The organism is Bacillus cereus group sp. MYBK245-2, from assembly GCF_051916145.1.
GTDB lineage: Bacteria > Bacillota > Bacilli > Bacillales > Bacillaceae_G > Bacillus_A > Bacillus_A pacificus.
Window position 1 is genome coordinate 75,407 of the sequence record NZ_JBQAGB010000016.1, and the last position, 23,568, is coordinate 98,974.

Here is a 23,568-nt window from a genome sequence, read left to right on the forward strand (position 1 = left end):
TTTGTTTCCTCCCTTATATAAGAGAAGCTCTCCCCAAATAGAGGAGAGCTTTTACAAACTCTTATGTTAAATTTTTGTAACCCAAGAAGCGATGTCGTATGCTTTGATCATGACAAAGCCTCCAATTGCTGCACACGCTAAACCAATCATGGCTTGTGTACGGTTTTCAGGGTTTTTACCTTGTGCACCAGATAGTTTAATAGCTGCAAATACAACGCAAGCTGCTACCCAAATACCACCAAAACCAATTAGTGTTGTTACAAGGGTATTCATGCTTTTTTGTACAGTGGTAGCATCTGCACCACTGGTGTGCCCAGTAAGCCCCCCCTCAAAACTTTTTTTTGCCAGTAGAAAATCTCCTACTGATGTTGTCATAAGTTTTGCAGACAACCAATTCAACATAATTCCTGCACCTCCGGGTGTTTTTGCTCGCAAAACGCAAAAAGACCCCAATACACGCACACGTCCCCTAAGGACATGGCGCATATTGAGGTCTTCTCTTATATGCGAACTGATTAATTTTTTATTTTATTGTTAAATCTTATTACGTTTATATTATAGCAATACGATTTTAAAAAAACAAGCCTTATTTACGCCTAAAAAGTAAAATTGGACTTTTCGTGTTCCGTTTTATTTCATTTCTTTTTATCCTCTTTGTTTGGATCGTACCATACCATTTGAATTTGAAAAATATCACTGTCCTTAAGACCCAAAACATTCATTTCCTCTTTCAATGAGCGCCATGGTTCTATTTTTATAGATTTTATACTTTTGTCTCTAAGCGTATACACATGTACATAATATGCTTCTTTTTTCTTTTTCATAATACAAATAACTTCCCCTTATATTCTTTATATTTTTTTAATAACAGAATAATTGAGTATGTAAAAATTACACACTTCAAATAGCATTTCCTCTTGTTACTTTCATAACTATTCCCCCTTCCTTCACATCTATTCACTTACTTTCATTAAATCAAAAAAACAGGTAATCGTGTGTACCCACAATTACCTGTTTTTTTATCATTTATATCTACCTTTTATTTCTTATAATTTCATTAACCTCTTCAACACTTAATTCTGCAACTTTTGCAATTTTTTCTATAGGTAATCCTATTTTAAACATATTTTCAATCATCTCTATCTTAGTTGCAATTTTAGTTTCTTCTGTAGCTATTTCTGCAGCTTTTTTCGCAGCTCTTTCTTCTGCTGTCTCTATTTCTGATATTCTATCTTTTATTGCTTTTTCTCTAGCCTCATATAAGCGTAAAAAATCCTTATCGCTACTTAAACGCTCCCAATCCTCTATTGCTTTTTTCAAAACTGGATCTTTTTCCATTGCTATCGCCTCCAGGATTGTTGTTAATCTCTCATCCTCATGCGCAGGAAATAATAGTAACCAACGCGCTAAAGAATCTTCCCACGGATCCATTCGTTTTCCTTGCCATTCTTGAATCACTTTTGGAATTTCAAGAAAATGCAACTGCATATTTTCGGTAATGATACGTTTAGATTTTTTGTTCATCACTGTATTAATACTATGAAACTCCTGCTCTTCTGGAAATAGAATGAAATCCACTATATTAATACAAATGGTTGGTCTTAATTCTGTATATTTCATCCCTTGAGTCATTTGAGAATAATACATACCTGACCAATAGAACAAAGAACGTTCTATCATATCTTTTTTGTCTCGAACTTGAATCTCTATATTAATTTTTATACCACTATTTAGCGTAGCTCGCAAATCTAAAATAGACAATTTATCATCCTTCTGCTCTCTTGGAAGATGCGGATCATCTAAGTGCAAAGATGTAATTTCTTCATCAATAGATGATTGTAGTACCGCGTTAAGAAACCCAATTAATATATCTTCATTTCCTTCTACTCCAAACAAACGCTTAAAAGCATAATCAACTCGTAAATTTACTAGATTCTTTTTTACATATACACTCATGTTTTCCCTCTACCTTTCTCGTTTTAAAATTGTATTTAAGAGCATAAAAAAAGATAGAATTATATTCTATCTTTTTCTCCTCTATTCATCTCATCAAATATGGCTACTAGTTACTTACTATATAAGAAATATCCTCTTCACACATATTTGTCGCATTTGCAATTGTCGTGATAGAAACTCCCTCATTATAAAATCGTTGAATGAGTTCCATTCTTTCTTGTTCCCTAGCTTTTTTATCTACGTCCATTAATTGTTGCATAATATCCATAATACTTAATACACACCTTTCTTTTATATAAAGTCCCCTAGCTAAACTGTTAAGTGTTTTGTTAAAAGAAAGTTTTACACTAATACTTCTACTTTGTTGTAAAATGTACGACTTTCTTTTAACGTGTACAATTTTGTTTTAACTTCACAATTATGATTTTTTATATTGTGCGAAAAACTGGTTTGAAAGCAGCTTGCATTGCATCATCCAGACCTTTCCCTTGTGCTGGGTTCCATGCCGCAATAATTACGTTATAGCCCTCTTTCTTTAACTCTGTCGCAAAAGCAATTACGGCAGCTCTTACTTTTTCATTCTCTACTAAGTCAGCATCAAATGCTAAGTATACATTTTCTACTCCCATATCTTTTAATACTGGCATAACGATTCTCCATGCATTTACACCTGGAATCGCAAGAACTGTTGTCCCTACTTTAGCTATTTCTTCTTTATTTAGTCTTTGAGGAAGTAAATCGGCAATCAAATCCGCCTTCATCGGCCCTTCTGTAATCATTACTGATTTTGTTTTGTGCAGCATACCAGACTTCCAATGTTTCAAATGTGAGCTTGGTACCGCTACATGTACAGGAAGTGGATTTTCACTACCTCCCGCACCGGTTCCTTCATCTTTATTTGCTGAAGAGATCCATAAGTATTTTTGACCTTTATGTATCTTTACAACAACCTTTTCCCCGTCGATTAATAATTCTTTATTTTTCCCTATTTCTAGTTTTCCTTCATAGATACAATCCTCGTTTTTCGTTATTTTCACTACATTAGGCTGTTGGACTAGTTCGGCTTGTATACCTGTAGGTCCAGATTTCACATGAACAGAGTTCTTTACTTCATCTACACGTACTTGCCAACCAACAATTTGATTATATTGGTTTCGGAATGGAATCATAATTCCTGGAAAACCTGCCATTAAACGAAGAGAAGTTTGTCCTTTCTTCATTTCATAAAATCCAGGTATTCCCTTCCAACAATCTTTTTTGCCAATTTGTTTAAATAACTTTTCCCAAATAGTTGTGTACGTATTATCATCTTCCAACACAATTTGTTGCTTTAAAAACGAACGATATTGACGTACCTGTACTTCTTCTTCAGTCATTTTTCTATCTTGCAGTAAATGTATATGATGCTTCTCCTCTAACGGCAAAAATCCGATTAAATTACGATTAAATACATCTAATTCTTCCTTACTTCGCTTACTATGCCCCTTTACTACATCTACCTCTGGTAATTGGTATTGCTTCTTACCATTTAGATAATGGATATAACTTGGATTACTTGAATTTTTACCGTATACCCACTTACTTTCCACACGGGTACATGCTACTTTCTCTTGTGAAACATGCAGCATACAGTTTCCAATAGCATTACAGATTGGGCATGGAACACGATAAAATTCCCACCAACTTCCTCTTGGATGTGCAGTTGTTAAACGAAATTGTCCTTTTTGTATGTTATAATTCATCATTTCCCACTCCTTGTATACTATTTATTATATATGGAATAGCTACTTCCATTAAACTCTTTATACTTCTATTTAGATGTTCTCTTTGTTCTCCTAACGGATATACAAAAGAATATGTATCACATACTAAATAATCGTTTCTATGTTCTTGATCTAGCAAAGCTGATTCTACATATGCTTCAAATGCTCTAGCAAACATCTCATGATTTGTAGACCAATACTTTTTAGTTCTCTTCTTATCTAACTTAATGGCTGTATCAAAATATATGGACCCTTTCACTTGATAGGGTATTTCACTAAGTTTTTCGCCTGTTTTTTTATAATGATATGCAGCTAACATTTGTGCGGTTTTCTCAAATTCTTTTTCAATTTTACGCTCCATACGCGTCTTTGTTGCTCCTGATAAAGTATCAAGCTTCCTACACAAACTAGCATGATGTGATTCTAAAATATTTGAAAGATTTCCTTTAAACACATCATAACTATCGATAACACCACCATAGAAATACCACTTTCTACTGTAGGCATTTTCCACGTTGATTACTCTGGCCACTTTTCCTTGTTTACAAGCATCTAACACAGCTTGCATCTTTTCCTTGATAATAGCAGGCAAGATATTCCCAATACTCTTCCCGCTTGATAAGAAAGCAAGACTACCATTTTGAAAATCATGACTACAATCATATAAGAAATGATCCAATGCATGTCCCCATTCATGACACAATGCCCCGACTCCATTATCACGAGTTAAATTAATGACTTTGGTAGAAGGTTCATAATGTGCTAATGCATTGCCGCTTCCTCTCGCACCAATCGCAAGTCCTAAGCGTCCTCCTAACCCTATATACTCAGGTGAAATCCCTAATATACGAGCTAAATCATGCAATGCTTCGGATACATGCCCGATATGTTCTTTTGCATATTGTTCGGTGCAATAATGACCAAATTGCATCCCCTTCAACCCAAACATAGCCACTACGTCTTCAGGTTTGGTAGCAATTTCTACTCCTGGTCCTTTTCTTTGCAGAGTATCTGGCAGTTTCCTACTCCAAGCAGCTGCGGATTTCTTACGAGTCGTAACCTTTTTCGTAAGTAAATCATTCCATGTTAGTTCATGTGATACACGAAGATACGTAGAATTAATACTTTTAGAATTTGTGCAAAGTGATATGAATTTCTTTCCTAATATTAATAACTCCATACCATCTGCATCAACAAACTCATCAAAATATTCCTCTACCATTCTTTTAAATGTGAATGTTACATTCTTATTTTTTCTAAATGTAGACCAACCATTGTTCATTTCCATTCCATAAGAGACCACAAGATCTACCCATTGTTCTGAGGTATGTACCGACTGTATATCATGCCATATTCTTCTACATGCTTGAACATATAGTTTCCTTGCAGTCGGTGTATCTACAATTGGCTTCTTATTTATTCTGCCCACTAGCAACTGCTTTAACTTTGCAACATGTGGTGGGACATCATTTTCTTTTTCATGTTCAAAAGAGAATGGAATCAATGTATTTCGATCCAATGCATTTAGCGCCTCTACTGGAGATTCTTTTTCAATTTCAGCTAAAATTTCTAAAGAAAATGATACTAAAAATGATTCTTTTAATGCTCGTATCTCTTTCTTTGCTCCCACTAATTTCTCACCTACATCATAACTGTATCGATTGCGAACTTGTTTATCTGTTCTCACATCTTGTACCATTACGTCTTCTCCAACCTCTAAACCAAACAGTTCAAATAAATTCATACTAAAATCCTCCTGAATAAAATAAAAGACAGAAATTCATAGTCATTTTGCACTACGGATTTCTATCATTCCCTCTGTCTGTACACTTCCATATAGTTATGTAAATTACTCATTACGATACACTCACACCTGTTAAAGAGAATAGATCCTCTTTTGTCGGATTTAGTGCTTGTAACCAGCTATCTACCTCTAAGAAGTTTACTTTTTTTAATTGTTCGCCTTTTTCCGCACGCTTAACCACCTCTAAACCTCCATGGTGATGCACAATCATTACAAGATCATCTTTCTTGAAAATACAATCTACATCTGCAGAGTTTATGTGGTGGTTACGTAGAATTGGTTTCCATTTCTTAAGTGAATAACCTTCTACATCTAAAAAACCACGTATAGCAGTAAAGCGAAAACTCGTTCCTCTAAAACATCTTTCCAATAAAAAAAGGAAATCCCGTACACATCCATTAAAATGAACATGATACAAATAGATTTCCCCTGCTTGTTTTGCTGCTCGCTGTGACAAGTTTGATGGTTTAATGGCAAACTGATAACAATCTCGTTCCCAAAATGCTCCTTCTTTTGTAACTCTCATTCGTAATGCACGTAAACTTGGAATAAGTTCATCTGGATGTGCAGAACAAAATAAAGATACTTCATAACTGATATGCATAAATAAATCCCCCTAAATAATAATTTTTGCCCAGTGTAATAATGGATTCTACTAATCAAACAGACTTGAAAACAACACAAAAAGGGCTTCTTCAAGTCGATTAAAAATGTGCATAGCAAAATAAGCTATATACACTAATCGGCTCAAAGAAGCCCTTTCATAAATGAAACAAGACGCAACTTGCTTCTACAACTCAACCACAACACAATAAGGTGTGGGAATAAACGGAATCAATTAAACAATAAATATAATTCCATATTAATGAATTCATACAAAAATTTCAATAATTTTATTTGTCCTTAAGATGTCCCGCTCATTTTTTTAAATTCATATGTTTTAACACTACCTTGGTTTCTTCATCAAATGATATAACTCCCTCCACGATAATATTTAATTTAGGATTGAAATTCTCTAAATCTCGATGTATTATATTTTTGTGTTTTTCTCAGTTCCCTAGCCGAGAATACATCATCACTTCTGAAAGAACCTGAACTCCAACGGGTTCTTTTTTTATTCCTCTTCTTGTAAATCTATTTATCTAAATGTAAAATTATAATTAAGTTCTAATATTGTGAATTGAGGTGAAAATCATGAGAAGTTTTGGCTCATTAATAATCTCTACTGTCTGTTCAGTACTTCTTGTAATTTGGAATGCCTATGAATTCTATAACGGATTCACAACAGGGCGCACATACTACTGGATTAATGGCATCGGGGCTGTTATCTTCCTTCTATTCCTTATCCTCAACATGCGAGATTTCAAAAAGAAAAACTACAGAACCTCATAACAATAGGAGTTGATACATATGTGGCAAAAGATTAATAATTATAAGTTTCATCTAAAAGATTTGAAATTTATGACTTGGCTATTTCCACACATTCATCAAGCTAATAAAAACAAATACCCCAAAACCAGAAAATTAACATCTACAGTTGAAAATCTACAATTTTTCTGTTTTAAATTCTATAAAATTTTAGCCAAATAGTGATGTGGCGATACTCCAAATTGCAAATACCTGATGAGTATAAGCATTTCTATAACTCTACTAATGTATGTTTATATCTATAAGGGGTACGGAAACGATTCGAGGTATGAGGGGCCACTATGAAAGAAAACCTAATTGATACAATAAAAACCGTAGAAATTAAATATTTCCACGGTTTTTATTTTTACCTAAGATCCTTTTAATTATTTTACAACAATATAGAACTTACCTGGCATTTCATTTTGTGCATCTTGAAATATTTTTAAAATTAAATCCGCATAAGGTCCTAACATTTTTTGAGTACTCTCGAAAAATTCCCATTCTATTGTTATAGGAAGACTTATAAATCCAGTTAAACAGTCCCACAAAGCATCTGCATTTTCCCCATAAAAACTAGGGAAATCTAATTGTTTTTTTAATATTTGGTGCAATACTTCTTTACTAGTAAATGTTCTTCCATCTAATTTTATTATATCCATAAATTTAATCCCTCTATTCCCTATTTTACTTCGGTAAACGTTTTATAATGATCAGAAGTTTTATACACTAATCCATCATTAGAATAAAGAATTCTATCATTACCTCGATACCCTGATGAATAATTAATATCCGCTTCATACCAAGTCCTATTTGGAGCACTTGGTAATAGCCTTTCATTATTATAGTAAACATTTCCACCAATACTTTTTCCTGGAGCTACTTCGTGGAGATTTCCTTTCTTTCTATCCCATCCTAAAGCTTCAGCTTGTTGCTTTGTGATGAAATTATCCGGTAATTTCTTATTTTGTTTTATATACTGAGCGACTTCATCAAAACCTGTAGGATATTTCGTGAATTTTGTATTTTTGGCTGCCGCTTCTAAAGCCTTACCTTTCTTCTCAAGGTCTCCAACCTTCCCTACAACTTTACCGATAACCCGTGTTGTGCCACCAGATACGACAGCCAATGTACCCCATGCATAATCATCTGGACCGTATTTTTGACCTGTTACTAAGTCTTCACCTTTGATAAGCTGTCCAATTTCTTTTCCTGTACCAATTATAGGTGTAATACCCAATATGAATGATACATCTCCATCATTCTTACGATCATATACTCTAGATGGATCACCACCTAAATCACGTAGTGCATTACTCAAGTCAATATTCCCCACATTGATGGTAGCAGCTGGAATATTAATCTTATGACTTGCTATTTTATTAGCGGAGTCCATAAATGTATTTGCAAGATCTATTCCCATATTGAAATCTGTGAAGAATCCTGGTACTTTCGCATCTAACGCTTGTAAATCTTGCGCAATGACTGGAACGTTTTTTCTTGTTACCTGTACAAGTTCCTCCATACCAGGTTTTGCTTCATCTATAGAATGCTTCAAACGAATGGAACTATTTACAACTGGACCTAAATCTTTAACTACACCAGAAAATCCCTTCGATAACTCTTGCATATTCAATGTGATTTGATGAATATCTTTGCTAACATCTTCTAGAAATTCACTTGTTTTATCTGCATATATACTTAATACCTTGTAAGTTTCACCATATGCTTGAGCCATGGATACATATTGTTGAAGTATAAAAGTATATGTTTCCACACTAAAATCTAGTAACTCTTTTCCATCGGCTCCAAGCAATTTTGCAAGTTCTTTCCTTTGGGTAACTGTTAAATTTCTTATATCACCTTTCATAGCATTTACTAATTCTTCTAACTTATCATGTGCTTCTATGATGACTTGCCTTTTATACTGTACATCTTGCTTTGCATCATTAATGTCTCTGGAAAGATTCTCTAAGTTTTCTACATCATCTACCCAACGTTGTTCTTCTTCTTCTAAAATTTTGATCGTGTTATTTATGTATGTTTCGTCACTTTTTAAGTAATCTAATACACCTTCAAATATCTTTATTTTTCCATCAAGCAAAGTAAGTGGACTTTTAGCCTCCTGATCAAAAATAATAGCATCATGAATGCGTACATATCCCTTTTCACCTTGGTAATTAACCTCATACCAAGAACCGACTTTCCCCACTACTTCTATCACTTCACCCTTGTTCACACTTTTTGCACGTAATGCTTTTTTCAAATCTGGCTCAGGATATACTTTTTTAACAAGGGATTCTAATGTAACCCACCCTTTAATCATTTCTCCGTCTTGATTAAAGGAGAACTTCTTGTCTTTATATGTAAAATCTCCTGTTTGTAATGCACCTGAAGGCTGTAGTAAATACCAACTAAACTCTTGCTTCATCCAACCATTTCTTGATTCATGAGAAGCATCAAAATAATACGGTTTCCCATCAACATTTGTAAATCCCGATTGCACAGGACCCAACGGACCAAAGTAATAGATTTTCCCATCGATATGTTGGATTCCAGTTTGTACCACGCCATCGGTTCCTAGATAATAATCATATCCACCTGTATGTAACCAGCCCGTTTGCATAAAACCATCGGTACCAAAATAATATCGTTTCCCATCAATTGATTGGAAACCTGTTACTCTTTGCCCATCTTTTTTATAATACGTCCATTTTCCTTCTTCTTGTACCCACCCTTGTTTATTATCTAAATAGAGTACTTCTTTTAATTGATCAATCCATTGTAATCCATTCGCGAGAACATTTAGATCACTATCAAGTTGTTTATCAAATTTCTTTTGAATATTTGGTGGAAAATATTTTTCGGGATCTTTATGATACTCAGTTATCATGAAATGAGACAAATTCGTTGCTTCTTTTGCTACATCCCATGAACGAACTGGTGATTCACCAATTACAACAGACTCTAGTACTCGGACATATCCAATTTCTCCTTGGTATTTTACCTGATACCATAAACCTTGCTTGGATATGACTTCTAAAACATCTCCATCCTTTACAGGCTTAGATTTCGATAGAAACTTTGTTTCGGGCTTTGGATAGATTCTTTTAACAGCAGAACGTAGAGTAATCCATCCCTTTTCCATATCCCCGTACTTATTAATTTCAAATGGTTTTCCTTGATAAGTAAATGTTCCTGTCACATACTTCCCATCTTTTAAATAGCTCCATGAAGTTGCAGAGAAACTCCATCCAGTCTTTAGTTTACCAGGTTCACTATAATATAAAGTATCTTTCCCTACCTGCTTACTCCCTTGGAATAGCCTTCCATCTTTAAAAAAGGCGTACTCTATTCCATCTAACGTAATGTTATCCCTTTGCTTACTACCATCTTTGTTGTAATAGTACCAATTCTCGTTCTCCTTCACCCAGCCAACTGATTCATCATTTTGCATATTTGTTACTTTCATAATCGTCCTATATAAGAACATAGAAAATTGCTCTCTAGTAACAATGCCATTTGGATTAAAATTCCCGTCACCTGTACCACTTGTTATGTTGTTACCGGCTAATATTTTGACATATTCGTTGGCCCAGTGACCTTTCATATCCGTAAATTCAACATTTCCTTGCGGTTTTAAATCAAATGTTTTGACAAGCACAGTTGCCATTTCGGCACGTGTCATATTATTTTTTGGATTGAATTTTTTTTCAGCATTTACACTGAAAATGCCACGTGCTGTTAGTGCCAAAATTTCCTTTTTGAAATTGCTGTCGCCAATATCAACAAATGGATTATTTGTACTATCTTGCGGTTTTAAATATCGATACAAGAAAGCAGCGAGATGTTCGCGAGTAATAGGATCGGCTGCACCGAAATACCCATTTCCGTATCCTGTTATAATCTTATTCTCCACCATATACATCATTTCTTTATACGCCCAGTGAGTTTTAGGAACGTCAATAAAAGATGATGAATTCACTTGACCATTTTGTTCTGCATACGCTGTTCCTACTGTACTGAATAACAAAATACATACGATAAAACTTAAAAATAATTTCTTAATTGTATTCATAATAGCTCCTATTCAATTGTTAAAAATATAATTGCAAAATCAGCACTTATTTTATCCTTCATTTACGGCATTTTATATAATTATCAAATTTCTATTCATACTGATATTTCGCATAAGGACAACCTAAGTCATTCTGTCTAAACAATAATTAATTCATAAGATGTTTCATTTTTTAAATCTAGTAGTCCGTTTATAGAACCTTCTTAATATACAGTAAAACCAAGTTTTTCAATTTGAAAATCCCTTATTGTAAAATTCGCATTATGTTGACAATATCCATAATAATACCAGTCTCCTTTCTTTTTGACGCGACCTATTTGAATTAAAACTTCGACTTCCTCTGTAAACATTGGTGCATAGGTAGAAAATAGTTAAAATAATGATAATATAAGTCCTATGATTTTCTTCATACTCGTATCTCCTTATCAATTCGTAAAAAACCTTTCAATTATATATTAAGTTTCATTGCTATTAAAATAAAAAAATATAAATATGCATAATTGCATATTTTCCCTCTCGATAGAGTGTACCCTATTGATAATAACTTGTCTCCTTGATAATAAAGGGTTCGCAGACTATCAATAGCACTTATCAAAATTAAAGAGAATAAAGGTGAAAAAATGATATATGGATATGCTCGTGTCAGTGCACAAGATCAAAATCTAGATACACAGATTGAACAGCTCATGAAATATGGAATAGATGAAATTATTAAAGAAAAAATAAGTGGAGTAACCAAACAAAAGCCAGAGTTAGACTCTATACTTTTAAAACTAACTACTGGGAATACTTTAGTCGTAACTAGAATGGATTGTTTAGGTCGAAATACCATTCAGCTTTTACAATTAGTAGAACAACTTCGGGAAAAGGATGTTCACTTTGCGATTTTAAATTTGGGAATAGATACGAGAACGCCAACAGGAAAATTCTTTTTAACTGTCATGGCTGCCTTTAGTGAACTTGATCGAGAAATGATTAAAGAAAAGCAACGTACGGAAATAAAGTTAGCGAAACAAAAAGGATTGTATAGAGGAAGGTTGAAGAAATATACGGATAAGCACCTAGGTATAAATCATGCGATTGAATTGCGCAAGCATACCAATAAAACTGTTAAAGAAATATGCCAAATTACTGGTGTGAGTCAGGACGCTCTGTATCATAGATTAAAAGAACTTGAATAAAGTTCTTTTTTGATTTGTAATTAAATCCCAGAGTGGCCCCTCATACCGATAATCGTTTCCGTACCCCTATAATAGAAAAAGCTCTCACAATTGATGTGAGAGCCTTATAACCGAATTATACTATTTCATTCTACTTTCAATCTCATCCCTAGAATTGTACAATTCGTTAATCTGTTGGCGCTTCTTATCGTTCAAATAAGGGTTGTCCTTCTCTGTTTGATTCTGCTCTGTTTGCTCCTGGTGCAATGGTTTATATGGATGGCGCTCTTCTTCTCTTATTCCGTTGTAGATGATGACACCTAAAACAACAACTATAATCCCTAATAAGATTATGAATTCTTTTAATGTCTGCTTACTCATCTCTGTTTGCTCCGCTCCTTGTGTTAAAGTCTCTCTAGTTGTCCTTCAGCTTCCCATTTACTTTCTACAGGCTGTTTACCAATTTTATTAATTTCCATCTTTTTTCCTATTATGGTAGTTCTTTATGCTTAGACCATTTTTAAAAGCAGATATGTACTGTCTTTTATATAATGAAAATGAGGTAGAAAGATTTAGTCTTTTTTACTAACTAATAGATTTATGATATGTATTTCAAAGACCAATTTTACATTTGTTATTATATCACAATAAATTAATATAAGGTTAGGAAGTATTGAGTATCATAGTAAAACCTCTCGAATATAAAATTATTCAAAATGCAAAGTCTGTTTTATTAAAAACAAATGCAATCACATATGCTGTAAAAAAAGATTTATGATGTTTAAATCTAATTTTTTTACTATCCATAAAAAAAAGGCGTTATCCTTGCTGTATCATTATAGGAAAGGATGGCGTTTTTGTATGTCTATTTCTGTATCTGATGAATTAAACCTATTTGCTTGAGAAATTCAAAGCTTCTTATCTCCGAATATCTTACGAGATCTTGCTAGAGATGTTGGTTTTGGACAACGAACCAGTAAATACCAACCAAAAGATTTAGTCGCTTTATGTGTATGGATGAGTCAAAATGTTGCTGAAACCCCTTTAACTCAGTTATGTAGCTGTTTAGAGGTATCAACAGAAGTACTTATCAGTCCTGAAGGACTGAATCAACGATTTAATGCCACAGCCGTGCAATTTCTACAACAAGTGTTAGCCGAACTTCTCAACCAAAAGTTATCTTCAACTAAGCTGCTCTATTCTCCATACACTTCTATTTTCAAGCGTATTCGTATCCTAGATTCAACGTCATTTCAACTTCCAGATCCTTTTTCATTCGTTTATCCAGGTGCAGGAGGATGCAGCCATACCGCGGGAATGAAAATTCAGCTTGAGTATGATTTATTAAGTGGACAGTTCCTTCATATTCATACAGGTCCAGGGAAACAACATGATCGAACCTATGGTTCCCTGTGTGTCCCAACTATAACAGCGAATGATTTATGTATCCGAGATTTAGGTTATTTTCATTTGAAAGATCTTCAACATATACAAGATAAAAAGGCTTATTATATTTCACGTATCAAATCAAATACACGTATTTATCAAAAAAATCCTAACCCTGATTATTTTCAAGACGGCAGAATCAAGAAAGGTACAGAGTATATCCAGATAGATATGGAGGATTTAATGAACTCTCTTCAACCAGGACAAACATGTGAAATATCCAACGCTTATGTAGGAATGACAGATAAAGTCCCAACTCGTGTGATTGTTCATCGACTAACAAAAGAACAGCAACAAAAACGATTGCAAGATCAAACTGTAAGAGAAAAGAAGAAAGGAATGAAGTATTCTGCTCGTAGTAAACGACTTAGCGGTATCAACGTATATATGACAGCTACACCTACAGATATTGTCCCAATGGGACAAGTGCATGATTGGTATTCTTTACGTTGGCAAATCGAGATTTTATTTAAAACCTGGAAATCATTCTTTCATATTCATCATTGTAAAAATATAAAACGAGAACAATTGGAATGCCATTTGTATGGGCAACTGATTGCCATTTTACTCTGTTCTTCTACTATGTTTCAAATGCGGCAACTACTTCTTATGAAAAAGCAACGAGAACTGAGTGAGTATAAGGCCATATATATCATTAAAGATTACTTTCTTCTTCTTTTCCAAGCTATACAGAAAGACACCCAAGAGCTATCAAAGGTTCTACTTCGCCTGTTCAACCTCCTACAGCAAAACGGGAGAAAATCTCATCGATATGAGAAGAAAACAGTCTTTGATATATTAGGTGTCGTTTACAATTGTACCATGTCTGATAATCAAGCGGCTTAATTCAAAAAAATGAAACCCGTTAGGGTTTATTTCGTATGCAAATCTTTAAATTCCTTACACATAACCTTTAGAAAAAAGAAACACTCTCTACTATAATTGACGTTTTATGAGCTTAGCTTGATAGCGATGGGCTATTTCCAATTGTCAGTTTGTTATATGCCTATGAATTCTTTTCTGGGCTAATGTACCACCAGGAGATTCGTTGGCTTAAATTAATATGCATGGCGATAATGATTATAGGATTTATGGATATTCAAAAAAAGCTTAAAAACAAAGATTATAGAGTGGCTTAAATCACCAAACACTCTTGAACTCATTTTCGAATTATTGTATTATATTTTCGGGTCTTACTTCATAAATCATTATCAAGAGAATCTGCAGATTTGCAGGTTCTTTTTTGCAAAATAAAAAGCATCCACTACGTGATCACTTCATGATATTGTGATTCAGTTATTTAAAATCAGATTGATATGTAGGTGAAACGAATGGAAAATAAAGAACAAGAACCAAAATACGATTTAAACAAAATATACACATACGAAGAACATCCAGATAAGATCAGTGGTCGCTGTGACAATTGCGGTAATTCTGCATTCAAAAGTTCCATTAAAAATTTCATCTTTTTAAGAGAATGCCGTCATTGTGGCATGAAGAAAATCATCTAGCCCCTAGGCAGAGGTTTTTCTTTATAAAATAAAAAAGCAGCTGTTAGGCTACTTAAAGTTCGTCTTATCACCAAATAAAATGATATATATATTCTCCCGTTATACTTTCATCAATTCCTGCAACTCTAGCAAATCTCATCAAGTCAGCACCCTGAAGGAAATACATTGTTAGCATAACTGGCACCCGTGACCACATAAACCGATAAAGCTCACCCACCCTTTGCTTAGTCGTAACAATTAAATCATTCGCAGGTCCATTAATCCATGCAGTTGTCCTAACTGAAGTAAACGGAAGATCTTTCCCATTAACCACTATCCTCGCCATAATATGTGTTATATCCACATCAATCCCTCATTCCAAGAGCCAAATCTATTTTCCATATTTACATAAGTATTCAACGCTATAAGAAATGTTTAAAATGCTTCTTTATAAAATAAAAAAGCAGCGGATTCGCTACCTTAAAATCTACATAATTCCCTTTTCGTTCGTTTTGTTCACTTGTTTTATTAGATGTTCAATGAAATTGAAACTGTATCCTTCGGGTTAATAAGTACTAATAAAAAAGAGTGCGATTAAGATATGCACTCTTTCAAAAGACTTTACCAATCTCGACGATCATCATGATTATGATCACGGTCATGATTACGTCTACGACGACACTCATCACAATCACAGTCGCGTCTACAATGACATTCGTTAAAATCGTTTCTTCTACGTCTACGACCGCATCCGCAAAATACTAAATCATCCCAAAAGCTATTACAATCTCGAGAATGTCCAAAATTATTATTCCATCCCATAGATATGATTCCCTCCTCTAAAAATAGAATTCATCATATTCTATGATTAAAAGGTAGAAATAGTTTGTTTGCTAGTCTATATTTTGTATTTTAGGCTAATAATATTTCAATTTGTAAACCTATCTCACTTCTGTATTTTCAATCGTTGTGTTCTTTTGTTTTGTTTAAATGGGCTAATCTATTAATTTTATTAAATCCATTAACTTAAATATTACACATTAGTGTTTTATACATATACTATAGTAGATTGCTAGAAAGGTGGTGTAACCATGGATAGTTGCGTTGTGTTTGTAAATGGACAACCTTTTTTAGTTCTCTCAGTAGCTGGTATTGAAATTGCTAGATTAGAGATTTCTCTTCAAGTAGCTTTAGCTCTAAGAGTGCTTGGAATACCAATCTGTGATTAATTACCACATCCAAAAAAGAGGGCATTAGCTCTCTTTTTTTATCTCCCTCTTATCTCTCCTTAACAACAAACAAGGCGCCGCCCAGATCGCGCAGCGCCTACAATAACTGCTATAAACTTAATCAAACTTATTTACCCTCACATTATTTATTTCTTTGCTTCCATACCCCATTCTCTTTATGATAAGTATTCTTGCCGTTCATGAAGTCAGCTGTATTACCCGGAATGCTAAATTTCTTATTCTTTTTCTTAGCCTTCTTCTTCAGCCTTTTCTCTTCCTGAATAGCTTGCAAATCCGCCTTCCATTGTTTCAACAAATCCTTTTCACGTCGCATCGAATTTGTACCCCTTGGTTTAAATGTGAATCAAATAATTAGATTCTCCCTATTTATATACTCATTTAAACAAAATGTCTATTTTATTCTTATTCTCGTTTAATATATACCAATCTATGTTTTTCCTTCTAAATAGACCAACAATATATTAAAATCTTCTATATACCCAAGGAGGTTTACCACGCTTAATTTTCAAAACATTACCCATATTAGGGTTCTTTTGGTTTTTATACGGTTTCATCGGTATCATCTTTTATTACTTATTACTAACTCCTTAACGTGTAGGAACAAATCGTATAAATATATGTTTAATATGTAATTTTTATATAACAAGGGAAAAGCACCCGTATTGGATGCTTAATGTATACTAATATTAATATTGAATAGCTTCATTGATAGACTTTCTAGAACAATAAATATACTAGCTGAAACTGATCTATATCCGATATTCTTTCCTGTAACATTAATAGTAATCTCCGCTAAATGGGTTGGCACATCATGTTTTTCAAAAATTTTATCTTCAACCTTTTCAACTATAGCTACATTATCTACTTCTTTAAAAGTTTTTAGCAATTTTGTTTCTAATAAAGTAAAATCAAAATTTTCATCTTTAACCACATCAAATATAATCTTCACTTTTCTTTCCCCATTTTTAACTAGTTAATATATTAAAATCCGTTTAATTATATATTTTAGTATTAAATAATTCAAAAAATATGTTTTATAAAATCCCCCACAGTTAACCTATCTAATAGAGAAAAATAAAAAAAGGAAGAAGTTCCTCTTCCAATTTCAAGATTAATCTCAGCCTTCTCGTTTATACTCCGTAAAACCATCTCAATACTTCGACTATTTAATGAACTTGTAAGATAATGATACGGCAATTTAAACATCTAGTTATCCTCATCATTTTATCAGCTATTTATCGATATTTTTAATAATTTCAAATAGATTAAGTATATTCATAGATTTGTAATCCCTTAAATTTCTCAGTAGAATTTATAAATAAATCAACATCATATCTAAGGGAGGTTAAATAATGGAAAATCGTGTAACATTCCCTGTAGACTTTGCTTCAAATTCTATAGCTCGTCCCTTATACACGCCGTCATAGTCTACTGTACTTTTAAGCTTCATAGAACCCACTCAGCATACGGACACCTTTACAGGAGTCTGACACTTGTTTATTAGCGCCACTCCGCCTCGTTGATACATTTCATTTACTAGATTGGTAAGCATTTCAAATGTCATTCCGTGGTTTCCTAGCCCCATTGTTATTCCTCACTTTCTATTAAAAGGATTACTTCATTTAGTTTCTATAAAATGGTAATTAATATATAATTAAACTATTCAAATCTTAGGTGGTGATGCAAATGACTGATACAATCCGAATTGCTCTTTTTACTCTTGTAGGAATAAGTGCCGTATTTTCCGTAATTAAAGAATTTCAAAAACCAGAAAAAAGAAAGTTTTGGATTACATTCGAAGCTTTAATTCTGCTCGGAGCAGCCTGGATGTTAATAGGACTTCTCATGTAACCTACATAATTAGTACAGCCTCTTTGAATAAAACTCAATATTCCGTCAATAATATAGATGACATTAGATTTTTCTCCTTGTTCCCCCTTGGAGAGGAGCAGTTAGTTTTTGCTAACTGCTCCTTTATTTATAACAATGATAAAATTCTTTATAATGATTCTTCTTTATTTCTCAATATAAGGAGCCTTGGATTTCCATTAATAGTCCTGTAGTATATAAACAAAGAGTAAGGTAAGAGTTACTCTTTGCCATTTTAGAAGGGGTTCTGTTGGAGACAACAGGACCTTTTTTCATATAGAGATTGTTTTGTTTAATTTTTCACCACTAACCACAAAAACATCTTATAATCGTTATATACTAAATTAAATTACGAGATTAGGAGCAAATCAAATGCCAGTTACACTAGAACTTATTCTTTTCATTCTTATAGCAATTAGTGCTGTTGGCTATTTAGTAAAAGAACTTCAAAAAACTAGGAAAAGAACACTTGGAATTTCACTAGAATTTTTGGTTCTTTTTTGGTCAATATGGAAAATATCAACTATCATAATCTAATTTGTAAAACATGAATTCCTTCGAATAAAACTCAATATTATGTCCATAATGTTGATAGGCTGTATGCCAAAATCCATTTAGTTTTCTCTGTATCTCCTTGTATTGAGCAGTTAGCTTTTGCTAGCTGTTCTTTTATATGTAACCTCATTAGACAAGTTTTCATATAATGTAGTCATTCCTTTCTTATAAATTAAGCTCGTCACTTAGGTTATAAAAATGGGATTATATCCTATGACCTTTTCAGAAATTATTCATACTTTATTTCTGAAAAAGTTGCTCTGTTTTATAAAAAGGTGGTTGCGGAAACGATCGCCTTTTTATTTATGACCAAATGAATTTTTTAAAGATTCATTACAAAGTATGTTATAACTGGTACAATTCGGTATGATAAATATAGATCAAACATTGAAAGGAAATATGACAATAAGGAGATATTTTAACTTCGTTTCACTTTTCTTCACTGTACTTGTAATAATCAATCTTACAAATATACATACGAAGTACCAATTCTTTATAGGAGCATCTGTAGCACTGTTTGTAACTATTATTTCTACAAATGAAATTATAAAATTCCTTGCTACTTGTACCTTATTGGTTTACGGATTTACTGCTTTGACTTATTTAAGTATAGCTTGATAAATTTCAATTTCCCTTTGTGTTAAACTAACGTTTTTGTTTAAGATAATAGTTTTAGATTGGTTGGACACATTTACCAATTTATTCACCGCTAAATCCATGTTAAAATCTCTTGTGAGTACGACATAACTCAATCTTATGAAGCCCTGTAACATTTTCTGCGGGGCTTCTTTTTTCAACAAGACGTTAGTTAATTGTGCTGACTACCTTGATTTACAAAATCACTTTTTGTTCACTTTTTTGATACATTTATGAAACATTCATGTGTTATCTTCAGTATGTTCTTTTCTTTTTATAATGTCGTGTGAGATATACCATGACTAGAAGCCCTAGCCCCCTAATCCTAGGGCTTCTATATTTAAATAAGGATTTTGTATATTTTTATTCATTCCGTCCGAAAATTATTTATACGTAATATATAAATAATTTTATAATCCCTTTATGAAACGTCACGTGTTTCAAATACAACACTTTTTGATGGCCTCTTATCTTTCCGTATTTCTTTTTAGCCATTTCTATCGCTTTGCCTTCAGACTTTGCCTCAAACCAACGAAGCTTCCACTTCTCATCTTTATCGTAAAACTCTACTGAGTACGTCATAACGCTATTACACTTCAAGAATTTGTCTACGGTACTTGTTGCGGTATAATCAAAACTTCCGACTACATCCTCCAGTGTTAATTGTTTCATGCCCCTTACCCCATTGAGCGAGATTTAATTTTGTTCTTATCCGCTTGAGCCATGATTAATACGACAATTTTTAGTTGATGTCTTCCTAACTCTTTTGCTATTTCAAGAATATCTTTATCCTCATCCCACATTTCTCGTAATTGAACCGCTTCACTTTTATTAAACACTAAGCCCAACTCTTATAAAGGTATATATAAATTACCACGCGATTTCTTCATGTACTTTCACTGCTGCAACACCATTGTGTAATTCTCCTTTTTCAAATCCGTTCCAAGTCATGACATCCCATTCTCCCTCCAGTTGTAATTAATGAATTTCTTTTAACTCCGCCATAACAGCATAACGTCTTCTACCCATTTCTTCAGGACTGAGATTCCCTACTTCGCAAATACACAGTGCAAATTGATAGCAGCCATTCCCCATGTTGTTCTTAATTACTCCCGTTCTCACATACACACATCGGTTATTCCCCTTTTAAAATGGCAATGCCTTTCTTTAAAAGTGATCGTTCTGAAGTTATTTAGAATCCACGATACAATCCGTTCATCGTATGCCTCATCTAAACGCTTTCCTGTGAGGTTTGTCTTGAAGATAATTTACCTTGCCTACTATCGAAAACATCGAATAACACCCTATTAATGAGGTTTTTCGCTTTGGCATTGACATCTAACGCGCCTAATTCTGCTTCTAAATTATCGATTATCAATACTTCTGCTTTTACTAAGCTCCGAATAATAGCATCCTCAGTTAATGTAGAATCTTTACTGAATTTACTTTTTATCTTTCATAGCAATTCACCGCCTGTAATGAAGACAACTGATTTCCCTGCTCCTGCAAGCTGATCCACGATAGCATAAGCGAAATGTGTTTCCCTGCCCCACAATTCCCGGCCTTAATCGTGTTAAATACATTTCTATTGCAATAATCCGTCGCAATGACCTTTGCGAGTTCATAATTGTCAAAGTTTGCTTTCTTAATGTTGCTATGTGTAATCATGCTTTGTTGATAAAACATCAATTTCTTCTCATGAGCTTTATCAGCATCGTATTTCGCTTGCTCCTGTTGCTGAGGCTTCTTACTATCGTTTTCAAGGAAGTAACGCGGGCAAACACAACTTGCCCACCGAACTTCATCTTATTCATGCCATGTGTATCACAAACTTCAGAATCCATAGTCGTATTCAACTTTTTGATTATATCGCTTGGTGTTGCCGCCGCGGCTCTCTTTTTTATTTTCGTTCGACAAATATAACAATATAAGAATTAATGATTTGCTATCATTGTGTGGAAATCTTACATTTATCAACAAATTATTATTGTATTTTTAATTTTTAGAATGTAAAATATTTCTATGTAAATACATACCATTTAGGGAGATGGAGAAATTCATGAAAAAACTATTAGCTTCAGCAACAGCGTTCACACTATTAACAGTAGGATACAGCTCTGCTGCATTTGCAGAAAAAAATCCAAATGACAAGAATTGCAGTCACTTTAAAAACAAACAGGAGGTTATGGAATTCTGGCACAGCAATGGATACAGTGCGACTAACGATCCTCATGATTTAGATCGTGACAATGATGGTTTACCTTGTGAAGTAAAAAAAGGGGATTACGATCAATTTTTAGCTAGTAAACAGCCTACTAAAAAAGATGAAAACAAACCACAAGAGCAAGTTAAACAGGAAAATACTAAACAAGAACCTGTAAAACAAGAAAATACACAACAAAACAACCAAGCAACAACCAATAAGCAAGAGCAAACTAAGCAAACAGCTGTAAAGGCTGAAACAAAAAAACAAGGTGAAAAGTTGCCTAATACAGCATCAAACGGTGTTACAATGATGCTTGCAAGTGCTGGCTTAGTATTAGCCGGTTCAATTCTTATATTCCGTCGTAAAAAAACGAATGCATAAACTAATACCTAAAGACGGCAGGAATATTCCTGTCGTTTTTAATGTGGAGTGATAAACTTGAAAAAACTTGATTGGTTGGGAGTTTTATTAATTACTATAGGCTCTTTTGCTTTTGTTTATTACTTTATAGATTGGTATGATGCAAGAAAAACTGTTGAAGCCTTAACAAGTAATGAAATTCAACAATATCAAAATATACAATCTGCCACTAATGATGGAAAAGATGCAAGTGATGAATCAAACAAAGAACAATCCCGTTATACTCTACCAAATCAAGAAACTAACCTTACAAACACTAATGAACCATTACCAGGATCACCAAAACAGATTCCAGCTTCTCAAGCTCAGCATCAAATGGGAGAAAAAATCGCCTATATGGTTATACCCAAAATTAAACAAAAATATCAAGTTTACTGGGGTGCTGATGCTAAAACTTTAAAAAAAGGAGTAGGAATGTTTGTTAGCGATATTACGACTACTCCTTCAGGTAATGGACATACAGTTTTAAGCGGACATCGTGATACGGTATTTACTAATTTGGGAGATCTACAAGAAAATGACTATATTTTAGTTGAGTATGATAAAAGAGTATACATTTATCAAATTCAAAAACATTGGATTACAGATGCAAATGATCGTACTGTAATTGTCGCAAAAGATAAATCAACTTTAACATTAACTACATGTTATCCATTTAACTATATTGGAGATGCACCGGAACGATATATCATTGAGGCATCCTTAGTTGCTATTAATTGAAAAAGAGAGCTTCGGCTCTCTTTTTTTATTCCCATTCGACATAATATGACAAAATAGTTATGACTGAATTTGTTATGCTTGTTTCAGAAATCTTACAAATTGAATGTGTGGAGGACAAATATATGAAACGCAAATTACTTACAGCACTAACTTGTAGCGCATTACTTATGGGATTAGCTGCTTGTGGTTCAAATGATAAAGCAAGTACATCAGAAGAACCAAAACAAGAAACTAAAAAAGAAGATGAACAAAAGAAGTTAGATGAGCAAAAACAGGAAAATGAACAAAAGAAAATAGAAGAACAGAAAAAGGCTGAAGAACAACGCAAACAAGAAGAGGCTACGAAAAAGGATCGATCAACAATTACTTCTGGTAACACTATTAAAGGCTTAAAAGACGAGCTATCCATTGGTATGTCATTTAAAGATTATCTTGCTAAAAAGAAAACATTAAATGTAGAGAATCCCTTCAGTATTTCACTTGGAAAAGGTAATGTAGGTAGTGTTCTTCAAGCTCAAGATGGAGTATTAGTTGTATGTATTGATGGAGAAAAGATATTTGATTTAAAAGTATTTAAAACTATTGACGAAGTTAAAGCGTATGAAAAAAGCTTAAAAGCAAAATGAAATAACATTTAGATTGGCGTCCAATACATATTATTAAAATTAAAGTATTCCTAGTCGGAAGAAGGCAATTTTTGATATCGTTTCTATAAAAATCATCTACAAAAAAATGGTCTAAATCTAGACCATTTTTTCTTTTAATTATTCAAATTCAGATGTAATTCCATTGTATTTTTTTCTCTTTA

Annotated in this window: 28 protein-coding genes and 3 pseudogenes; 12 read left to right on the plus strand and 19 right to left on the minus strand. The window is 33.4% G+C overall.

Features of this window, described 5'->3' with window-relative positions:
* Nucleotides 1–66: 66 nt before the first annotated feature.
* The 7 genes from ACTFRN_RS22355 to ACTFRN_RS22385 all read right to left on the minus strand — a co-directional run bounded on the left by ACTFRN_RS22355 (nucleotide 67) and on the right by ACTFRN_RS22385 (nucleotide 6,127).
* Entirely contained in the window at nucleotides 67–486 is a 420-nt protein-coding gene (locus ACTFRN_RS22355) for a hypothetical protein (protein ID WP_001216648.1), read from the minus strand.
* A gap of 149 nt (nucleotides 487–635) precedes the next feature.
* Nucleotides 636–824, minus strand: a complete 189-nt coding sequence (locus ACTFRN_RS22360; protein WP_000727316.1) for a hypothetical protein — start codon at nucleotides 822–824, stop codon at nucleotides 636–638.
* A gap of 208 nt (nucleotides 825–1,032) precedes the next feature.
* Nucleotides 1,033–1,956 carry an Rpn family recombination-promoting nuclease/putative transposase gene (locus tag ACTFRN_RS22365; protein ID WP_000118205.1) on the minus strand — a complete coding sequence of 308 codons (924 nt, stop codon included), beginning with the start codon at nucleotides 1,954–1,956 and terminating at the stop codon, nucleotides 1,033–1,035.
* A 106-nt stretch (nucleotides 1,957–2,062) separates the two neighbouring features.
* Nucleotides 2,063–2,224, minus strand: coding sequence for a hypothetical protein (locus ACTFRN_RS22370; RefSeq protein WP_000353863.1), 162 nt, complete (start codon nucleotides 2,222–2,224; stop codon nucleotides 2,063–2,065).
* Nucleotides 2,225–2,384: 160 nt separating this feature from the next.
* On the minus strand, nucleotides 2,385–3,698 hold the full coding sequence (locus ACTFRN_RS22375; RefSeq protein ID WP_001108760.1) for a DUF3854 domain-containing protein: 1,314 nt from the start codon (nucleotides 3,696–3,698) through the stop codon (nucleotides 2,385–2,387).
* On the minus strand, nucleotides 3,688–5,463 hold the full coding sequence (locus ACTFRN_RS22380; RefSeq protein ID WP_001048058.1) for an LPD1 domain-containing protein: 1,776 nt from the start codon (nucleotides 5,461–5,463) through the stop codon (nucleotides 3,688–3,690). Before ACTFRN_RS22380 ends, ACTFRN_RS22375 begins: the two co-directional genes overlap by 11 nt.
* 112 nt (nucleotides 5,464–5,575) lie before the next feature.
* Nucleotides 5,576–6,127, minus strand: a complete 552-nt coding sequence (locus ACTFRN_RS22385; RefSeq protein WP_000548269.1) for a hypothetical protein — start codon at nucleotides 6,125–6,127, stop codon at nucleotides 5,576–5,578.
* 590 nt (nucleotides 6,128–6,717) lie between these two features.
* On the opposite strand from ACTFRN_RS22385, the gene ACTFRN_RS22390 reads away from it, so the two are divergent.
* Entirely contained in the window at nucleotides 6,718–6,915 is a 198-nt protein-coding gene (locus ACTFRN_RS22390) for a hypothetical protein (protein WP_071713420.1), read from the plus strand.
* An 18-nt stretch (nucleotides 6,916–6,933) separates the two neighbouring features.
* The gene (locus ACTFRN_RS22395; RefSeq protein WP_000267727.1) at nucleotides 6,934–7,113 is read left to right on the plus strand and encodes a hypothetical protein; all 180 of its coding nucleotides are present in this window, start codon (nucleotides 6,934–6,936) and stop codon (nucleotides 7,111–7,113) included.
* A gap of 203 nt (nucleotides 7,114–7,316) precedes the next feature.
* Here the strand turns inward: ACTFRN_RS22395 and ACTFRN_RS22400 are convergent, their stop codons facing one another.
* The gene (locus tag ACTFRN_RS22400) at nucleotides 7,317–7,592 is read right to left on the minus strand and encodes a barstar family protein (protein ID WP_000351384.1); all 276 of its coding nucleotides are present in this window, start codon (nucleotides 7,590–7,592) and stop codon (nucleotides 7,317–7,319) included.
* Nucleotides 7,593–7,612: 20 nt separating this feature from the next.
* A complete protein-coding gene (locus ACTFRN_RS22405; protein ID WP_002029168.1) occupies nucleotides 7,613–11,008 on the minus strand; it encodes an S-layer homology domain-containing protein in 3,396 nt (1,131 codons plus the stop codon).
* A 620-nt stretch (nucleotides 11,009–11,628) separates the two neighbouring features.
* Between ACTFRN_RS22405 and ACTFRN_RS22410 the strand changes: the two genes are divergently transcribed.
* Nucleotides 11,629–12,189 carry a recombinase family protein gene (locus ACTFRN_RS22410; protein WP_000639134.1) on the plus strand — a complete coding sequence of 187 codons (561 nt, stop codon included), beginning with the start codon at nucleotides 11,629–11,631 and terminating at the stop codon, nucleotides 12,187–12,189.
* Between the two features lie 120 nt (nucleotides 12,190–12,309).
* Here the strand turns inward: ACTFRN_RS22410 and ACTFRN_RS22415 are convergent, their stop codons facing one another.
* Nucleotides 12,310–12,549 (minus strand): hypothetical protein, encoded by a 240-nt coding sequence (locus ACTFRN_RS22415; protein ID WP_000043818.1) that lies wholly within the window; start codon nucleotides 12,547–12,549, stop codon nucleotides 12,310–12,312.
* Nucleotides 12,550–13,074: 525 nt separating this feature from the next.
* Between ACTFRN_RS22415 and ACTFRN_RS22420 the strand changes: the two genes are divergently transcribed.
* Both ACTFRN_RS22420 and ACTFRN_RS22425 read left to right on the plus strand, forming a co-directional pair.
* Entirely contained in the window at nucleotides 13,075–14,460 is a 1,386-nt protein-coding gene (locus ACTFRN_RS22420; RefSeq protein WP_223290729.1) for an IS4 family transposase, read from the plus strand.
* 485 nt (nucleotides 14,461–14,945) lie between these two features.
* Nucleotides 14,946–15,125 carry a hypothetical protein gene (locus ACTFRN_RS22425; protein WP_000428143.1) on the plus strand — a complete coding sequence of 60 codons (180 nt, stop codon included), beginning with the start codon at nucleotides 14,946–14,948 and terminating at the stop codon, nucleotides 15,123–15,125.
* A 67-nt stretch (nucleotides 15,126–15,192) separates the two neighbouring features.
* Here ACTFRN_RS22425 and ACTFRN_RS22430 read toward each other — a convergent pair whose 3' ends face one another.
* Together ACTFRN_RS22430 and ACTFRN_RS22435 are read right to left on the minus strand one after the other, a co-directional pair.
* The gene (locus ACTFRN_RS22430; protein ID WP_095209908.1) at nucleotides 15,193–15,450 is read right to left on the minus strand and encodes a hypothetical protein; all 258 of its coding nucleotides are present in this window, start codon (nucleotides 15,448–15,450) and stop codon (nucleotides 15,193–15,195) included.
* 275 nt (nucleotides 15,451–15,725) lie between these two features.
* A complete protein-coding gene (locus tag ACTFRN_RS22435) occupies nucleotides 15,726–15,926 on the minus strand; it encodes a hypothetical protein (protein ID WP_002163380.1) in 201 nt (66 codons plus the stop codon).
* A 269-nt stretch (nucleotides 15,927–16,195) separates the two neighbouring features.
* Between ACTFRN_RS22435 and ACTFRN_RS22440 the strand changes: the two genes are divergently transcribed.
* The gene (locus ACTFRN_RS22440; protein ID WP_000376554.1) at nucleotides 16,196–16,333 is read left to right on the plus strand and encodes a DUF3956 domain-containing protein; all 138 of its coding nucleotides are present in this window, start codon (nucleotides 16,196–16,198) and stop codon (nucleotides 16,331–16,333) included.
* 142 nt (nucleotides 16,334–16,475) lie between these two features.
* On the opposite strand, the gene ACTFRN_RS22445 is transcribed toward ACTFRN_RS22440, so the two are convergent.
* From ACTFRN_RS22445 to ACTFRN_RS22455, 3 genes and pseudogenes are all read right to left on the minus strand, one after another.
* On the minus strand, nucleotides 16,476–16,667 hold the full coding sequence (locus tag ACTFRN_RS22445; protein WP_001250590.1) for a hypothetical protein: 192 nt from the start codon (nucleotides 16,665–16,667) through the stop codon (nucleotides 16,476–16,478).
* A gap of 357 nt (nucleotides 16,668–17,024) precedes the next feature.
* The gene (locus ACTFRN_RS22450; protein WP_000691220.1) at nucleotides 17,025–17,303 is read right to left on the minus strand and encodes a hypothetical protein; all 279 of its coding nucleotides are present in this window, start codon (nucleotides 17,301–17,303) and stop codon (nucleotides 17,025–17,027) included.
* A gap of 402 nt (nucleotides 17,304–17,705) precedes the next feature.
* Nucleotides 17,706–17,939: pseudogene (locus ACTFRN_RS22455) on the minus strand (Holliday junction resolvase RecU); the annotation flags it as partial.
* 101 nt (nucleotides 17,940–18,040) lie between these two features.
* On the opposite strand from ACTFRN_RS22455, the gene ACTFRN_RS22460 reads away from it, so the two are divergent.
* From ACTFRN_RS22460 to ACTFRN_RS22470, 3 genes are all read left to right on the plus strand, one after another.
* Complete coding sequence (locus ACTFRN_RS22460) at nucleotides 18,041–18,205, plus strand: hypothetical protein (RefSeq protein ID WP_000132657.1); 165 nt, start codon at nucleotides 18,041–18,043, stop codon at nucleotides 18,203–18,205.
* A 390-nt stretch (nucleotides 18,206–18,595) separates the two neighbouring features.
* A complete protein-coding gene (locus ACTFRN_RS22465; protein WP_001145521.1) occupies nucleotides 18,596–18,760 on the plus strand; it encodes a hypothetical protein in 165 nt (54 codons plus the stop codon).
* Nucleotides 18,761–19,177: 417 nt separating this feature from the next.
* Nucleotides 19,178–19,396: a hypothetical protein gene (locus ACTFRN_RS22470; RefSeq protein ID WP_012614917.1), complete on the plus strand. Its 219-nt coding sequence runs from the start codon at nucleotides 19,178–19,180 to the stop codon at nucleotides 19,394–19,396.
* Nucleotides 19,397–19,801: 405 nt separating this feature from the next.
* Here ACTFRN_RS22470 and ACTFRN_RS22475 read toward each other — a convergent pair whose 3' ends face one another.
* From ACTFRN_RS22475 to ACTFRN_RS22490, 4 genes and pseudogenes are all read right to left on the minus strand, one after another.
* Nucleotides 19,802–20,086 (minus strand): hypothetical protein, encoded by a 285-nt coding sequence (locus ACTFRN_RS22475; RefSeq protein WP_000811978.1) that lies wholly within the window; start codon nucleotides 20,084–20,086, stop codon nucleotides 19,802–19,804.
* Between the two features lie 5 nt (nucleotides 20,087–20,091).
* Nucleotides 20,092–20,253 carry a hypothetical protein gene (locus ACTFRN_RS22480; protein ID WP_000482387.1) on the minus strand — a complete coding sequence of 54 codons (162 nt, stop codon included), beginning with the start codon at nucleotides 20,251–20,253 and terminating at the stop codon, nucleotides 20,092–20,094.
* A gap of 31 nt (nucleotides 20,254–20,284) precedes the next feature.
* Nucleotides 20,285–20,509, minus strand: a pseudogene (locus tag ACTFRN_RS22485) (hypothetical protein).
* Nucleotides 20,510–20,532: 23 nt separating this feature from the next.
* Nucleotides 20,533–21,258: pseudogene (locus ACTFRN_RS22490) on the minus strand (ATP-binding protein).
* Nucleotides 21,259–21,473: 215 nt separating this feature from the next.
* Here ACTFRN_RS22490 and ACTFRN_RS22495 point away from each other — a divergent pair.
* The 3 genes from ACTFRN_RS22495 to ACTFRN_RS22505 all read left to right on the plus strand — a co-directional run bounded on the left by ACTFRN_RS22495 (nucleotide 21,474) and on the right by ACTFRN_RS22505 (nucleotide 23,386).
* The gene (locus ACTFRN_RS22495) at nucleotides 21,474–22,001 is read left to right on the plus strand and encodes an excalibur calcium-binding domain-containing protein (protein ID WP_000734522.1); all 528 of its coding nucleotides are present in this window, start codon (nucleotides 21,474–21,476) and stop codon (nucleotides 21,999–22,001) included.
* A gap of 57 nt (nucleotides 22,002–22,058) precedes the next feature.
* Complete coding sequence (locus ACTFRN_RS22500; protein ID WP_046647062.1) at nucleotides 22,059–22,760, plus strand: class D sortase; 702 nt, start codon at nucleotides 22,059–22,061, stop codon at nucleotides 22,758–22,760.
* A gap of 122 nt (nucleotides 22,761–22,882) precedes the next feature.
* Nucleotides 22,883–23,386 (plus strand): hypothetical protein, encoded by a 504-nt coding sequence (locus ACTFRN_RS22505; RefSeq protein WP_000823722.1) that lies wholly within the window; start codon nucleotides 22,883–22,885, stop codon nucleotides 23,384–23,386.
* Nucleotides 23,387–23,568 lie beyond the last annotated feature (182 nt).

Bases quoted from the DNA above. Each gene is read 5' to 3' on its own strand.
- ACTFRN_RS22505 (WP_000823722.1), top strand. From the start codon at position 22,883: ATGAAACGCAAATTACTTACAGCACTAACTTGTAGCGCATTACTTATG.
- ACTFRN_RS22390 (WP_071713420.1), top strand. From the start codon at position 6,718: ATGAGAAGTTTTGGCTCATTAATAATCTCTACTGTCTGTTCAGTACTT.
- ACTFRN_RS22360 (WP_000727316.1), bottom strand. From the start codon at position 824: ATGAAAAAGAAAAAAGAAGCATATTATGTACATGTGTATACGCTTAGA.
- ACTFRN_RS22355 (WP_001216648.1), bottom strand. From the start codon at position 486: ATGCGCCATGTCCTTAGGGGACGTGTGCGTGTATTGGGGTCTTTTTGC.
- ACTFRN_RS22460 (WP_000132657.1), top strand. From the start codon at position 18,041: ATGACTGATACAATCCGAATTGCTCTTTTTACTCTTGTAGGAATAAGT.
- ACTFRN_RS22365 (WP_000118205.1), bottom strand. From the start codon at position 1,956: ATGAGTGTATATGTAAAAAAGAATCTAGTAAATTTACGAGTTGATTAT.
- ACTFRN_RS22380 (WP_001048058.1), bottom strand. From the start codon at position 5,463: ATGAATTTATTTGAACTGTTTGGTTTAGAGGTTGGAGAAGACGTAATG.
- ACTFRN_RS22470 (WP_012614917.1), top strand. From the start codon at position 19,178: ATGACAATAAGGAGATATTTTAACTTCGTTTCACTTTTCTTCACTGTA.
- ACTFRN_RS22465 (WP_001145521.1), top strand. From the start codon at position 18,596: ATGCCAGTTACACTAGAACTTATTCTTTTCATTCTTATAGCAATTAGT.
- ACTFRN_RS22410 (WP_000639134.1), top strand. From the start codon at position 11,629: ATGATATATGGATATGCTCGTGTCAGTGCACAAGATCAAAATCTAGAT.
- ACTFRN_RS22415 (WP_000043818.1), bottom strand. From the start codon at position 12,549: ATGAGTAAGCAGACATTAAAAGAATTCATAATCTTATTAGGGATTATA.
- ACTFRN_RS22405 (WP_002029168.1), bottom strand. From the start codon at position 11,008: ATGAATACAATTAAGAAATTATTTTTAAGTTTTATCGTATGTATTTTG.
- ACTFRN_RS22400 (WP_000351384.1), bottom strand. From the start codon at position 7,592: ATGGATATAATAAAATTAGATGGAAGAACATTTACTAGTAAAGAAGTA.
- ACTFRN_RS22430 (WP_095209908.1), bottom strand. From the start codon at position 15,450: ATGGCGAGGATAGTGGTTAATGGGAAAGATCTTCCGTTTACTTCAGTT.
- ACTFRN_RS22375 (WP_001108760.1), bottom strand. From the start codon at position 3,698: ATGAATTATAACATACAAAAAGGACAATTTCGTTTAACAACTGCACAT.
- ACTFRN_RS22425 (WP_000428143.1), top strand. From the start codon at position 14,946: ATGGAAAATAAAGAACAAGAACCAAAATACGATTTAAACAAAATATAC.
- ACTFRN_RS22395 (WP_000267727.1), top strand. From the start codon at position 6,934: ATGTGGCAAAAGATTAATAATTATAAGTTTCATCTAAAAGATTTGAAA.
- ACTFRN_RS22385 (WP_000548269.1), bottom strand. From the start codon at position 6,127: ATGCATATCAGTTATGAAGTATCTTTATTTTGTTCTGCACATCCAGAT.
- ACTFRN_RS22440 (WP_000376554.1), top strand. From the start codon at position 16,196: ATGGATAGTTGCGTTGTGTTTGTAAATGGACAACCTTTTTTAGTTCTC.
- ACTFRN_RS22495 (WP_000734522.1), top strand. From the start codon at position 21,474: ATGAAAAAACTATTAGCTTCAGCAACAGCGTTCACACTATTAACAGTA.
- ACTFRN_RS22445 (WP_001250590.1), bottom strand. From the start codon at position 16,667: ATGCGACGTGAAAAGGATTTGTTGAAACAATGGAAGGCGGATTTGCAA.
- ACTFRN_RS22435 (WP_002163380.1), bottom strand. From the start codon at position 15,926: ATGGGATGGAATAATAATTTTGGACATTCTCGAGATTGTAATAGCTTT.
- ACTFRN_RS22475 (WP_000811978.1), bottom strand. From the start codon at position 20,086: ATGAAACAATTAACACTGGAGGATGTAGTCGGAAGTTTTGATTATACC.
- ACTFRN_RS22370 (WP_000353863.1), bottom strand. From the start codon at position 2,224: ATGGATATTATGCAACAATTAATGGACGTAGATAAAAAAGCTAGGGAA.